The organism is Caulobacter sp. Root1455 (assembly GCF_001426905.1).
Taxonomy (GTDB): domain Bacteria; phylum Pseudomonadota; class Alphaproteobacteria; order Caulobacterales; family Caulobacteraceae; genus Caulobacter.
On sequence record NZ_LMFQ01000021.1, the window covers coordinates 217,783 to 230,789 of the forward strand.

Below are 13,007 nucleotides of genomic sequence, written 5' to 3' on the forward strand. Positions count from 1 at the left end.
AGCACGCCCTCGCGCTTTGCGACGACGACCGGGGCGAGGATCCGGCCGCCCCGGCGTCGGCGTGTCACATGGTCAACGACCCGCCGCGGGTTCTAGAAAAGGGACAGTCGCAGCTTCCAGCACTCCGGGGATTCCCATGAGCCTGTCCTTCCTCATCGGCGCCGTCATCGGCTCCGGCGCCTTCATTCTGCTGGGCCGCGCGCCGGCGCAGAAGCTTTTCGCGGCCGTCCAGGCCCGCATCGGCAAGCCACGCTAGCGCCAGTTGAAAGCAACGCCCGACCTGTCGAAAAGTCTTCGTCGCATTTTCGCGTCTAAACACGCACGTGTGTCGGAACGAAAGTCTTGGCGAACGCCTTTATTCCGCATCGGCGCGCGGCTCGCACGCCTTTTGATGCCAAGGAGGCGTACATGTCTATTCTTGCGTGGATCGTGCTCGGCCTCGTCGCCGGCTTCATCGCCAGCAAACTGGTCAGCCGTAGCGGCGGCAGCCTGGTGGTGGACCTGGTGCTCGGGATCGTCGGCGCCGTGGTGGGCGGGTTCCTGTTCAACCAGTTCGGCTCCGCCGGGGTCACCGGCCTGAACCTCTACAGCCTGCTGGTCGCCGTGATCGGCGCGGTCGTCGTGCTGGCGATCTACCACGCCTTCACCGGCCGCCGAGCGCTCTAGGCGCTCGGGTCTTCACGACCCAAAGAAATAGCGCCTTCGGTCCAGCCGGAGGCGCTTTTTCTTGGCCTTCGCCTCAGAGGTCCAAGGCCTGTTGCAGCATCTTCAGCGCCACGCGCAGGCATTCGATCCGCAGCGGTCCGCGACCGATGTCGCCGAACCGGACCTGACGATGATGGGTGTAGCCGCCGCGGCGCGCGCAGGCGAAATGGACCAGGCCCGCGGGCCGCTGCGGATCCCCGACGTCCTCCGCCCAGCCGGTGATCGACACCGCCACGTCGGCGCTGGACCGCCGGATCGCCCCGTCGGCCATGGCGATGGCGGTCGGCTGCGAAACCGAGCCGCCGTGCGGCAACAGCGAAGGCGACACGCCCAGCAGCTCGATCTTGGCGGCGTCGGTATAGACCACGAAACCGCGCTCGAAGGCGTGGGAGCATCCCGGCACGTCGGTGAGCAGCGAGGCCAGCAGGCCGCCGGTGCAGCTCTCCGCCGTCGCCAGGGTCAGGTCGCGCGCGCAGGCGGCCTCGAGGACCGCCCGCGTCAGTTCGTCGATGTCCGACGGCAAGATCGGATCCAGCGCCTCGGCCATTGGCCCTCCGGAAAAAGAGGAAGGCCCGAAGGCCCTCCTCGAGCCGTCAGTTCGGCTGCTTGCCGCCCAATTCGGCCATCAGCTCGTCCTTGCGGGCCTTCAGGCGTTCGCCCATGGCGTCGAGATCCTCGTCGCCCTTCTTGGCCTGGGCGAAGATGCCGCCGGGCTGCTCCTCTTCCTTGACGTGGTGCTTGACGTATTCGCCCAGCACCTTGACCTTGGCGTCGTAATACTCGTCGCTCGGATTCATCGCCTCGATCTCGGCGATCAGCTTCTTGGCGCCGTCGTGCTCGACATAGGCCTCGTCCAGCATGTCGTCCTCGACCTCGCCGCGCTCCTCCGGATAGAGGATCTCCTCCTCGATCTGGGTATGGACCTTCAAGGCCAGGGCGATCTTGTTGAACAGGGCAAGCTTCTCGGCGTCGCCCTCCAGCTGTTCGTACTCGTCGAACCAGCCTTCGACCTCGCGGTGATCCTTCTTCAGAAGGGTGATCGCCAGCGGGTCGCGACGGCCCGTGCGGCGCGTGCGGCGGGGCTTGGCGGATCCAGCCTTGGATTGGGCCTTGGTCGATGCGCTCTTGGCGGAGGTCGCCATGGTGTCTCTCCCTGAATGCTTGGTCGCCGACGTCGGCGGACCACAAAAAACACTTCAATTCAGAGGGCGTTCCCGATCGGGGATCGGCGCGGACAAGTATTACAAGTAAGTCGACTCCTCGACAAAGTATTCGATAACGGTTCTCACCGAGAGCATCCGCGCACGAAAAAGCCCGGGCGCGAAACGCCCGGGCTTCTCCGTCTTGGCTGGGGCGGGGCCTAGTGGCCGCCGGCCACCGCGTCTTCCTGGATCTCGTGGACCTTCGCGCCGCGCGCGGCGAACGAGAACCACAGGACGTACAGGTAGCAGACCAGCGGCACGATGAAGGCCAACGAGCGGGCTCCGGTCGGGAAGTGGGCCACCAGTTGGTCCACCGTGGCGCCGTACAGGATCGAGATGAACCCGCCGCCGCAGATGGCCATGCACATCAGGCCCGAGGTCGCCGAGGCCGGGGCCGACGAACGTTCCAGGGTGATGGTGAAGATGGTCGGGAACATGATCGAGTTGAACAGGCCGATCAGGATCGCCGCGACGCCCGGGATGAAACCCATGGTCAGCGGCGCGATATAGTCGCCCGGCAGATGGACCGTTCCGCCCAGGGGCGTGGCCGGCATCTGGTAGGTGGCGATGACCAGGGCGCAGAGGGCCGTGGCGCAGGCCGCCACCAGGGCCAGCATGGTCGTGGCCTTGACATAGCGCAGCAGCACCGAGCCGCCGAAGCGGCCGAACATCGCGAACAGCATGAAGATCGGACCGACGAAGCCGGCGACCTGCGACGGCACGTTGAGGATCTGCTTCTGCTCGAGGAAGAAGATCATCCCCGAGATCACGCAGACCTCGGCGCCGACATAGAGGAAGATGCCCAGCGAACCGAGATTGGCCCACTTGGACTGCAGCGCCTTGAACGGCGACTCTATGTGCTCGGCCATCTTCGGCGCGTGGTGGGTGATGGTGTTGCGCACCAGGAACACGGCCAGGGTGAAGAAGGCCAAGACCACCGCGATCATCAGATAGACGTTGGTGACGAAGCCCAGGCCGGTGACCTTCATGGCCTCGGTGACCACCACGTCCTTTTCGAACAGCGGCCCCTTGAGCAGGAAGCCGGCGCCGAAGATGCCGCCCACATAGGCGCCCATCGAGTTGAAGGCCTGCGAGAGGTTGAGGCGGAAGTGCGAACCCTTGGGGTCGCCCATCGAGGCGATCAGCGGGTTGGCCGCGACCTGCAGCAGAGTGATGCCCGAAGCGGCGACGAACAGGCCCAGCAGGACGGTGATGAAGTTGTGCGAGAAGGTCGTCGACCAGGCGATCAGGCAACCGGCCACGATGCCGGTGAGGCCCAGCACGATCGACTTGGCGTAGCCCTTCCGGGCCAGGTACCACGCCGAGGGGATCGACATGATCCCGTAGGCGATGAAGAACGCGAACTGGTTCAGCTGCGTCTCGAAGTCCGTCAGCGTGTAGATGACCTTCATGCTCTTCACGAGCGGGTCGATCAGATTGGTGACGAACGCCCAGATGAAGAAGAGCGCCGTCACGTAGACGACGGCCAGGATCAGGCCGCCTCCCCCGGTCTTGGGCGCCGCTCCGGTCGTCGGAGCCTGCGCCGCACCCATACCTGCCATGTTGTTTACTCCCCTGTCCGACGTTGCGGGACGCGACATCCACCCCAACGGTGACAACGTTGTCAAGCGTCGAGGCCGAAAACCGCCCGCTCTGAGCTACCGCCAGGGAACCGATCACCCGATTCGACGGTTACGCCGAAAACTCCGACAAATCCCCGCCGATGGGAAGACCGTGATGTCGATGATCGCCATTCTGCTGACCTCGGGCCTGGTGACCGTGATCGCCGTGATCGGTCTGGCCGACGCCTTCACCCACCTGCTGTGCTGGTCCGCGCGGTCGCTGCGGGAGCCGGAGGCGCTCCGCGCCGACAGCCCGTCCGCCGACGCGGCGCGCCGCGAGCGCCTGGTCGCCTAGGCGGCCTTGCGGCTCGGCGCCGGCGCGGTCGAGACGTCCCACACGTCGTGCGCGGTTTCGCCCGCCAGGATGTTCTCGGCGGTCAACAGGCCGCTGAGCGTGGCCTGGTCGCGTTCGCCGTCGCGGTGCAGGCCGTTGCGGCCCGCCAGGTGCAGGCTGGGAAACTGCATCTTCAGGTCCAGGCGGATCATCGCCCGGTGCTCGGCGCAATCCTCGTCCTCGATCGGCAGCACCTTGCGCTGACGCACGACGCGGGCGTCGCTGACGGCGGTCGGGTCCATCAGCCCCATCACCGCGGCCTCGCGCCAGGCCAGGGCCACCAGGTCGGCGTCGCTGGCCGTCCACAGGCCATCACCCTCGAAGCAGAAGTATTCCAGGCCCAGGCAGCTGGCCGCCTCGCCTTCCGGGGCCATGGCCGGCGACCAGGCGCGGTAATTCTGCACCCGGCCGACCTGCAGGTCGGTGTCGTGGACGTCGATCGCGGTCTCGCGCAGCGGCTTGCGCGTGCGGCCCACCAGGGCGACCGTGATCTGGTCGCGGTACATCAGCTCGCCGGCGTGGAACAGGCTGATCGGCGTGGGCCGCAGCATGCTCATCAGCTCGCGCAGCGGCGCGGTCGAGACGACGTGGTCGGCGGTGCGGACCTCGTGGGCGCCGTCCTCGCGCAGGATCGTCACAGTCCACAGCTTGGCGGCGGCGTCGAACTTCAGGGACTCCACGCGCCGGCCCAAGGCCACCTCGCCACCGAGCGTCGCGATCTTGTCGGCGCAGGCCCGCCAAACCGAACCGGCCCCGTCGCGGGGATAGCGCAGACTGGGCGCCGGCTTGGCGGCGCCGGCGCGGCCGGCCGGCATCTGGTCGCTGATCAGGCCCGACACCTTCTCGGCGAAAGGCCGAAACAGCATCGCCGACAACCGCTTGCCGACCCGGTTGCGGATTTCGTCGGCGAAGGTCCTGGGCGTCTTGATCGGGCGGATCTTGGCCAGACCGAACGAGGCCAGGCAGGCCGCCGCGCCGCGCAGCCCCAGGTGGGCCAGGGTCTCCAGGGTCTTCAACGGATAGGCGTAGAAGTGTTCACGGTGATAGATGCGCGCCGTGCGCGGCTGCTCGACGAAGCCGTCGGGCAAGAGTTCGGACCACAGCGCCAGCACGCCGGGCGAGGCCGACGCGTAGGCCCCGCCGTTCAGGTCGATCTTGAAGCCGTTGTGTTCGATCGTGCGGTTTGAACCGCCGACCTCACGGGGGTCCATCTCCAGCACGGCGACGTCGCGCCCCGCCTTGGCCAGAACATAGGCGGCGGTCAGGCCGGCCGGTCCGGCCCCGATCACCAAGGTTTCGACGTGCTGCCCCATGACGCGATGGTCCCCGTTCGAGAACCATGTTCGCGCGATAAGGTTAAGACCACCCCGCCGGACGTGGTGAAATAGCCCTAAACTTGGCCATGGGGCGCTATGCCGCGCCCGTCTCCGCTAGGCCAGTTGGTCGCCGATCGGCAGGGTCCGGATCCGCTTGCCGCTCGCCGCGAAGATCGCGTTGACCAGGGCGGCCGGCGACGGCGGCAGGGCCGGTTCGCCCAGGCCCGTCGGCGGGTTGTCGCTGGTGACGAAATGCACCTCGACATCCGGCGCGTCAGCCAGGCGCAGCATCGGGAAATCGCCGAAATTGCTCTGGACCACGGCGCCGTTCTCGATGGTGATCGCCTGGCCCAGGCTACTGCCGATCCCGTCGAGGACCGAGCCCTGAACCTGCTGCTCGGCGCCGTTGGGATTGACGATCGGCCGGCCGACGTCGACCGCCGCCCAGGCCTTGCGGACCTCGACCTTGCCGTCTGCCACGGCGACCTCCATGACCACCGCCACATAGCCCCGATGGCTGTAGTGGCAGGCCACGCCCAGGCCGACGCCCTTGGGCGTCTTGCGGCCCCAGCCCGACGCCTCGGCGACCCGGTCCAGCACGGCGCGCATGCGGCCGGTGTGGAAGCTGTCGCCCTTGCCCGGCTCGCCGATCAGCCGCGGCGCGCCCAGCAGCTTGCGGCGGAACTCGACCGGATCGGCGCCGGCCGCGTGGGCCACCTCGTCGGTGAAGCCCTGCATCACGAAGCCGTAGGCGTTGTTGCCGGGGGCCCGCAGCCAGCCGGTCGGCACGCCCAGCGGCATGACCGAGACGTCCAGGGCGTAGTTCTCGACCGCGCCGAACGGAAACTGCGTGGCGTTCATGCCGGCGGCCCGCGCGAACTTCTGGCCCTCGCCGAAGGTCACGAAGTGGTTGCGCCAGGCCGTCAGCCCGCCCTGGGCGTCCAGCCCCGCCGTCAGACGGTGGAAGCCGGCCGGGCGGTAGAAGTCGTGCTGGATGTCGTCCTCGCGGGTCCACAGCAGCTTGACCGGCGCCCCGACCGTCTTGGAGATCCACGCCGCCTCGACCATGAAGTCGTTCATCAGCCGCCGGCCGAAGCCCCCGCCGCTGCGGGTGAAGTGGAGGGTGATGTCCTCGGGCTTGATCCCCAGCGTCTTGGCCACCAGCTCGCGGCCGTCCTCGGGGTTCTGGGCCGGGACCCAGATCTCGACCTTGCCGTCCTTGAAGCTGGCCGTGCAGTTCTGAGGCTCCAGCGTGGCGTGGGCGTTGAACGGATAGCTGTAATCGGCCTTGACCACCTTGGCCGCGCCCTTCAGGGCCGCCTCGACATCGCCGACCGTCTTGAGATTCCGGTGCGGCGGCTGGCCGTGCAGTTCGGCGGCCTTGGCGATGAAACCCGCGCTGCTCTGGGCGCTGGTCGGATGGTCGGCCCAGGCGACCTCCAGCGCGTTGCGGCCCTTGCGCGCCGCCCACCAGGTGTCGGCCACCACCACCACGCCGCCCAGCAGGCCTTCCAGCTCGGTCCCGCCGTCGACCACGAAGCCGTGGCGAACGCCCTTGACCGCCTTGGCCGGGGCCAGGTCGACCTTGGCCACCTTGGCGGCGAACACGGGGGCCTTGAGGAAGGTGGCGTACAGCATGCCCGGCACGCGCACGTCGATGCCGTACAGCGGCTTGCCCTCGACGATGGCCGGCGTATCCGACTGCGGCTGGGACTTGCCGATGATCCGGTAGGTCTTGGGGTCCTTGAGGACCAGTGTCTTGGGGTCGGGCGCCGCCAGGCCTGCGGCGGCCTGGGCCAGCTCGCCGTAGGACGCCCGCCGCTTGCCGGCCTTGTCGACCACGAAGCCGGGCTCGGTGGTCAGGCCGGCCACCGGGACGTTCCAGCGCTGGGCCGCGGCCTGGATCAGCAGGGCGCGCCCCACCGCGCCGACCTGGCGCATCGGCTCCCAGTCGTCCGGGGTGGAGGTGCTGCCGCCGGCGGACTGTTCGCCGAACACCTTGGCGTCGATCGGGGCCTGCTCGATGCGGACGGCCGACCAGTCGACGTCCAGTTCCTCGGCGATCAGCATCGGCATCGAGGTCTTGATCCCCTGCCCGATCTCCGGCCGCTTGGCGGCGATGGTCACCACGCCGTCGGGGGCGATGCGGACGAAGGCGTTGAACGGGTTGGCCCCCACTCCACTTGGCGCTTCACCCTGCGCCCGGACCAGGCCCGGCAGGCTGAACGACAGCAGCAGGCCGCCGCCGGCCGCCGCGCCGGTCTTCAGGAACAGCCGGCGGGACGGGTTCTCGAGGATCGCGGTCATGCTCACGCCTCCACTTGGCCGGAGGCGGCCTTGATGGCCTTGCGGATGCGGATGTAGGTGGCGCAGCGGCAGAGGTTGCCGTTCATCGCCGCGTCGATCTCGTCGTCGGTGGGCTTGGGCGCGGCGGCCAGCAGGGCCGTGGCCGACATGATCTGGCCGGCCTGGCAGTAGCCGCACTGCGGCACGTCGACGGCCTTCCAGGCCTCCTGCACCTTGGCCCCGACCGGGTTCGCGCCGATCCCCTCGATGGTGGTCACCGCCTTGGCGCCCACCCGGGCCAGCGAGGTGACGCACGAGCGCATGGCCACGCCGTCGATATGGACGGTGCACGCTCCACACTGGGCCACGCCGCAGCCGTACTTGGTTCCCACCAGCCCCAGCACGTCGCGCAGCACCCACAGCAGGGGCGTATCGGGTTCGGCGTCCACCGTGTGAACCTGGCCGTTGACCTTCAAGCTTGTCGACATCCCGCTGCTCCTGAACCGACGCCGGGCCAGAGTGCCAAACGCTTGGGGCCGCGACCAGAGGGCGCGCCCCCACAAAAGGTGTCATAAAACCGTCACGCGGGGCTTGAACCCGGCTGGCTTCCGTGGTTCCGCTCCGCCGCGCCGGGCGCTCCTCCATACAAGGACGTCCGCGAAACTCTCCGCGCTTCGAACAGAGGATGAAGCGACCATGCTGGGCTTGTTCCGGGCTGTCATGCCCAAGGAAGACCGCTTCTTCGAGCTGTTCGCGCAGCATGCCGCCACCCTGGTGGCCGGGGCCAAGGCCCTGCAGGACCTGATGGAGGGCGGCGACGGCGTCGAGGCCGCCAGCGCCCGCGTCTACCAGCACGAGGAAGAGGCCGACGAGATCACCCGCCAGGTGATGGGCGCGGTCCGCCGCAGCTTCATCACCCCGTTCGACCGCAGCGACATCCAGGACCTGACCACCTCGCTGGACGACGCCATCGACCAGATGCGCAAGACCGCCAAGGTCGTCAGCCTGTTCGAGGTCAAGACCTTCGAGCCGCAGATGCGCGAGATGGCCGCGATCATCGTCCAGGCCGCCGAACTGACCGTCCAGGCCGTGGCCCTGCTGCCCGACATGCGCAAGAACGCCCACCGCCTGACCGAACTGGCCGTCAAGGTCACCCAGATCGAGGAGCAGGCCGACCAGATGTACGACCAGGGCCGCAAGGCGCTGTTCATGGCCCATCGCACCGGTGACCCGATGACCTTCATCGTCGGCGTCGACATCTACAGCCACCTGGAAAAGGTGGTCGACCGCTTCGAGGACGTGGCCAATCGCATCAGCGGCATCGTGGTCGAGCAGGTCTAGTGGATCCGACCTTCCTCATCCTGGTGGTGCTGGTCGTCGTCGCCCTGGGCTTCGACTTCCTGAACGGCCTGCACGACGCCGCCAACTCGATCGCCACCATCGTCTCGACGCGCGTGCTGTCGGCGAAGTGGGCGGTGCTGTGGGCGGCGTTCTTCAACTTCATCGCCTTCGCGGTGTTCGGCACCAGCGTCGCCAAGATGGTCGGGGCCGGGATCATCGATCCGCACGTGATCACCGACCGGCTGATCTTCGGGGCCCTGATGGGCGCGATCAGCTGGAACCTGATCACCTGGTGGGCCGGCATCCCCTCGTCCAGCTCGCACGCCCTGATCGGCGGCTTGGTCGGCGCCTCGGTCGCTAAGGTCGGCGGCTTCGGCGCCGTGCAGTGGGCCGGCCTGAGCAAGACCGCGGCCGGCATCGTGGTCTCGCCGCTGATGGGCTTCCTCCTGGCGCTGCTGCTGGTGCTGATCGTCTCCTGGACCTTCCTGAAGAGCTCACCGTTCTTCGCCGACCGGTTCTTCCGCATCGCGCAGTTCTTCTCGGCGGCGGCCTACTCGCTGGGTCACGGCGGCAACGACGCCCAGAAGACCATGGGCATCATCGCCGCCCTGCTCTACGCCCACGGCGCCACCCACGCCCCGGGCACGATCCCGCTGTGGGTCGTCCTGTCGTGCCAGACCGCGATGGCGCTCGGCACCCTCTTTGGCGGTTGGCGCATTGTGCACACCATGGGCAGCAAGATCACCCGCCTGACCCCGATGCAGGGCTTCTGCGCCGAGACCGGCGGAGCGATTACTTTGTTCCTGGCGACCCATATCGGCGTTCCGGTCTCGACGACTCACACGATCACGGGCGCTATTGTCGGCGTCGGCGCTTCGCGTCGGGTTTCGGCCGTCCGTTGGGGCGTGGCCAAGAGCATCGTGACCGCCTGGATCGTCACCCTGCCCGCGGCCGGCCTGGTCGCGGCGGCGTTCTACTATCTCGGGTTCTGGATGAAGTGACCGACACGGCGGGCGGCAAGCAGGCGGGACGCAAGTCCAGCGAGCGGCGACATCAGGTCGCCGCCCTGCCCTGGCGCACGACCTCCGCCGCCCCGGGCGGAAGCAACGGCCTCCAGATCCTGCTGGTCTCGTCGCGCGAGACGCGCCGCTGGGTGATCCCCAAGGGCTGGCAGATGAAGGGCAAGCCGGACCATCAGGCCGCCGCCCAGGAGGCCTACGAGGAAGCCGGGCTCGACGGTCACATCGTCGAGCGGCCGATCGGCGGCTATCCCTATCTCAAGCGTCTGAAGAGCGGCGGCGCGCGCCCCGTGACGGTGGACGTCTATCCGCTGGAGGTCACGGGCGAGCACGCGACCTGGCCGGAGAAGGGCCAGCGCACCCTGCAATGGATGTCGCCGGTCGAGGCGGCGCTGGCGGTGCACGAGCCGGAGCTGCGCGACCTGATCGCCCGTTTCGCCAAGGTCGAACTTCCGGCCGAGGAGCGCCCCAAGCCCGCCCAGGCCCCGACGCCGGTGCGCGTGGCCCTGACGCGCCTGCGCCGCCGGATCACGGTGCTTTGGGGCCGCCGGCGCCGCTGGCCCTGAGGCCAGGCCCGGGAAGAAACTGGGGATAACTCGACAACGCGCTTCGCATTCACTATGTTCTCGTTACGTTCCGTAGCGAGATTCGCCATGCAGCTGTCCCTCGACCTGTCGACCTCGCCGCTTGAAGCCATGCGCGACGGGCTGCTCAAGACCTTCGGGCCGCAGCGGCCGACCAAGCGGCTCGATCCGGTGTCGCAGCTGGTCAAGTCGTCGATCAGCGGCCGGACCAAGGATGCCGTCTCCTGGGCGGTCTACCACCGCCTGAAGGAGCGCTTCGCGACCTGGGAAGAGCTGGCCGAGACGCCCGACGCCGAGGTCCAGGCGCTGATCGCCGAGGTGACCTATCCCGAGGAGAAGGCCCGCCACCTGCCCCACGCCCTGCGGCTGATCCAGGTGCGCAGCGGCTGGAAGCTGTCGCTGGACCATCTGGCCGAGCTGGAGCTGGACAGCGCCCGCTGGTGGCTGCAGGGCCTGCCCGGCGTCGGGGTCAAGGTCGCCGCCTCGGTGCTGAACTTCAGCCCCCTGAACATGCGCGCCCTGGTGGTCGACACCCACGTCCACCGCGTCGCGGGCCGGCTGGGCCTGATCCCCGCCGGCTACGACACCGGCCACGCCTATCGCGCCCTGATGGACATGGTTCCCGACAGCTGGACGGCCGAGGACCTGTATGAGCTGCACTGGCTGATGAAGGGCCTGGGCCAGCTGCTGTGCTCGCACCACGCGCCGCGCTGCGGGGCGTGCGCGCTGAAGGCGACCTGCTCGAGGGTCGGTGTTGAACGCAGCGCGGATATTTTGGCGTGGCGGCCGAGGGCTTGAAACCCTCTCCCAGCGGGAGAGGGTGAACCTCCGCCGCCCTCGCACGCTCCCTCCGCATGCCTGAGGACATTCGCATCGGCACGGCCGGCTGGAGCTTCCCGCGGGCCCTGGAGGTCTTCCCCGCCGGAGGCTCCGGCCTTGAGCGCTACGCGGCCGTCTTCAACGCCGTCGAGATCAATTCGTCCTTCTACCGCCCCCATCAGCGCAAGACCTATGAACGCTGGGCGGCGTCGACGCCGGCGGGTTTCCGGTTCGGGGTGAAGGTCCCTCGGACGATCACCCACGAGCGGCGGCTGGTCGACATCGCCGAGCCGGTGGCGCGGTTCCTCGACGAGTGCGGCGGACTGGGCGGGAAGCTCGGGCCCCTGCTGATCCAGCTGCCGCCGAGCCTGGGTTTCGACGCCGGGATCGTGGAGCGCTTCCTCGCCGCCTGGCGGAAGGCGACGACCGCCGCGACCGTGCTGGAGCCGCGTCATCCGACCTGGTTCGACGCGCCGGCCGAGACCTTGTTGAGGACCTTCGAGGTGGCCCAGGTCGCCGCCGATCCCGCCGTGGTTCAGGCGGCCGCCGAGCCCGGCGGCTGGTCCGGTCTCACCTATCGCCGCCTGCACGGCTCGCCCGCGATGTACGCGACGTCCTATGACGACGGACGCCTGGAGCCCCTGGCCGAACGGATCGGCGGCGAGACCGGCGCGGCCCAGAGCTGGTGCATCTTCGACAACACCCAGTTCGGCGCGGCGGCCGCCGACGCCCTGAGACTGACGGCGCTTACTTCGCCTGGGCCAGTTCGGTGAAGGTTTCGGTCCCGATGCCGTAGCTGCGCCAGTCCCCGTAGTCGAAGTGCCACCACTCCTCGGGATAGACCTCGAAGCCCTGGGCGACCATGGCCTCGCGCAGGATCGCCCGCAGGGCCCGCTGCCGGGTCGTGCCGCCGATGAAGTCGGCATAGGAGCGGCCCGACATCTCGTCGTAGCGGCTGGGCATCTGGGCCGGCTCGCCGGTCTTCAGGTCGTACAGGGTCAGGTCGACGGCGCAGCCCCGGTTGTGGCGCGAGCCCTGGGCCGGATCGGCCACGAACATGTGGTCCTCGGGCGGGGTGGCCTCCCAGAACATCCAGGTCACGAACCAGGGCCGATAGGCGTCGTGGATCAGGACGCCGTAGCCCTGGGCCTCCAGCGCCTTGGCGGCCCGCGCCAAGGCTTGCGCGGCGGGGCGCTGCAGGTAGGCGGCCGACCGTTCGTAGACGGCCAGGCCCATGAAGTTGTCGGAACCGGCGTAGCGGATGTCCAGGCGGATCGTCGGGACCAGGGTCGACAGATCGACCAGGTCGGCGGGCTTGCGCCGCGCCGTCTCGACCGGCGGCTTGGCGGCCAGGGCCCGGGCGCGCAGGGCGGCCGGGTCGGCGCCCACCGCCGCGCGGATCGCGGCCTCGACCTGCGCCCCGAAGTCGTGACGCGGCAGGCGCGTTCCGTCCAGACGCAGGGCGGCCGGCTCCAGCACCAGTTCACCGCCGCCCTCGATCCGATAGCGGCTGCGCCCCAGCGACGTCAGGGCGGCGTCCTTGAGGCCCCGCCCGTCGACCCGCAGAACGCCGTCGCGCTCGAACACCGTCAGCGGCGCGCCCCGCTCGCCATACTGGCCGACCGCCGCCATCTCCGCGGCGTCCAGGGACGGCGTCGAGGAAGACTGGGCGGAAGGTGACTGGGCGAAGGCTGCGGCGGTCAGGACAAGTCCCATCAGGAAGGGGGCGATCGCGGTGAAAGGTCCGGCCATTCTTCGCATCGCCCCCATGTCTTGTCG

The 13,007-nt window shown here is 68.7% G+C and carries 14 protein-coding genes; 7 read left to right on the forward strand and 7 right to left on the reverse strand.

Going from position 1 to position 13,007, the window contains the following annotated elements; genetic code table 11:
• The first annotated feature begins 408 nt into the window (after positions 1 to 408).
• The gene (locus ASD21_RS13170) at positions 409 to 666 is read left to right on the forward strand and encodes a GlsB/YeaQ/YmgE family stress response membrane protein (protein WP_035081411.1); all 258 of its coding nucleotides are present in this window, start codon (positions 409 to 411) and stop codon (positions 664 to 666) included.
• Between the two features lie 73 nt (positions 667 to 739).
• Here the strand turns inward: ASD21_RS13170 and ASD21_RS13175 are convergent, their stop codons facing one another.
• The 3 genes from ASD21_RS13175 to ASD21_RS13185 form a co-directional block, all read right to left on the reverse strand.
• Positions 740 to 1,252: a CinA family protein gene (locus tag ASD21_RS13175; protein ID WP_056441727.1), complete on the reverse strand. Its 513-nt coding sequence runs from the start codon at positions 1,250 to 1,252 to the stop codon at positions 740 to 742.
• A gap of 46 nt (positions 1,253 to 1,298) precedes the next feature.
• Entirely contained in the window at positions 1,299 to 1,847 is a 549-nt protein-coding gene (locus ASD21_RS13180; RefSeq protein ID WP_056441730.1) for a hemerythrin domain-containing protein, read from the reverse strand.
• A gap of 218 nt (positions 1,848 to 2,065) precedes the next feature.
• Positions 2,066 to 3,469 (reverse strand): MFS transporter, encoded by a 1,404-nt coding sequence (locus ASD21_RS13185; protein ID WP_082554751.1) that lies wholly within the window; start codon positions 3,467 to 3,469, stop codon positions 2,066 to 2,068.
• Positions 3,470 to 3,644: 175 nt separating this feature from the next.
• On the opposite strand from ASD21_RS13185, the gene ASD21_RS13190 reads away from it, so the two are divergent.
• A complete protein-coding gene (locus ASD21_RS13190; protein WP_056441735.1) occupies positions 3,645 to 3,824 on the forward strand; it encodes a hypothetical protein in 180 nt (59 codons plus the stop codon).
• Here ASD21_RS13190 and ASD21_RS13195 read toward each other — a convergent pair.
• The 3 genes from ASD21_RS13195 to ASD21_RS13205 form a co-directional block, all read right to left on the reverse strand.
• Positions 3,821 to 5,176: an FAD-dependent oxidoreductase gene (locus ASD21_RS13195; protein ID WP_056441737.1), complete on the reverse strand. Its 1,356-nt coding sequence runs from the start codon at positions 5,174 to 5,176 to the stop codon at positions 3,821 to 3,823. The two genes, ASD21_RS13190 and ASD21_RS13195, sit on opposite strands and share 4 nt — an antisense overlap.
• A 117-nt stretch (positions 5,177 to 5,293) precedes the next feature.
• On the reverse strand, positions 5,294 to 7,486 hold the full coding sequence (locus tag ASD21_RS13200) for a xanthine dehydrogenase family protein molybdopterin-binding subunit (RefSeq protein WP_056441740.1): 2,193 nt from the start codon (positions 7,484 to 7,486) through the stop codon (positions 5,294 to 5,296).
• A gap of 2 nt (positions 7,487 to 7,488) precedes the next feature.
• On the reverse strand, positions 7,489 to 7,953 hold the full coding sequence (locus tag ASD21_RS13205) for a (2Fe-2S)-binding protein (RefSeq protein ID WP_056441741.1): 465 nt from the start codon (positions 7,951 to 7,953) through the stop codon (positions 7,489 to 7,491).
• Between the two features lie 208 nt (positions 7,954 to 8,161).
• Here ASD21_RS13205 and ASD21_RS13210 point away from each other — a divergent pair, with 208 nt between their 5' ends.
• The 5 genes from ASD21_RS13210 to ASD21_RS13230 all read left to right on the forward strand — a co-directional run bounded on the left by ASD21_RS13210 (position 8,162) and on the right by ASD21_RS13230 (position 12,001).
• On the forward strand, positions 8,162 to 8,806 hold the full coding sequence (locus ASD21_RS13210; protein WP_056441744.1) for a DUF47 domain-containing protein: 645 nt from the start codon (positions 8,162 to 8,164) through the stop codon (positions 8,804 to 8,806).
• Positions 8,806 to 9,807 (forward strand): inorganic phosphate transporter, encoded by a 1,002-nt coding sequence (locus tag ASD21_RS13215; protein ID WP_056441747.1) that lies wholly within the window; start codon positions 8,806 to 8,808, stop codon positions 9,805 to 9,807. Before ASD21_RS13210 ends, ASD21_RS13215 begins: the two co-directional genes overlap by 1 nt.
• Positions 9,804 to 10,391, forward strand: a complete 588-nt coding sequence (locus ASD21_RS13220) for an NUDIX hydrolase (protein WP_056441749.1) — start codon at positions 9,804 to 9,806, stop codon at positions 10,389 to 10,391. Before ASD21_RS13215 ends, ASD21_RS13220 begins: the two co-directional genes overlap by 4 nt.
• Positions 10,392 to 10,478: 87 nt before the next feature.
• On the forward strand, positions 10,479 to 11,207 hold the full coding sequence (locus ASD21_RS13225; RefSeq protein ID WP_056441752.1) for an endonuclease III domain-containing protein: 729 nt from the start codon (positions 10,479 to 10,481) through the stop codon (positions 11,205 to 11,207).
• A gap of 56 nt (positions 11,208 to 11,263) precedes the next feature.
• The gene (locus ASD21_RS13230; protein WP_056441757.1) at positions 11,264 to 12,001 is read left to right on the forward strand and encodes a DUF72 domain-containing protein; all 738 of its coding nucleotides are present in this window, start codon (positions 11,264 to 11,266) and stop codon (positions 11,999 to 12,001) included.
• Here the strand turns inward: ASD21_RS13230 and ASD21_RS23380 are convergent.
• Complete coding sequence (locus ASD21_RS23380; RefSeq protein ID WP_082554752.1) at positions 11,976 to 12,980, reverse strand: M15 family metallopeptidase; 1,005 nt, start codon at positions 12,978 to 12,980, stop codon at positions 11,976 to 11,978. The two genes, ASD21_RS13230 and ASD21_RS23380, sit on opposite strands and share 26 nt — an antisense overlap.
• Positions 12,981 to 13,007: the final 27 nt, after the last annotated feature.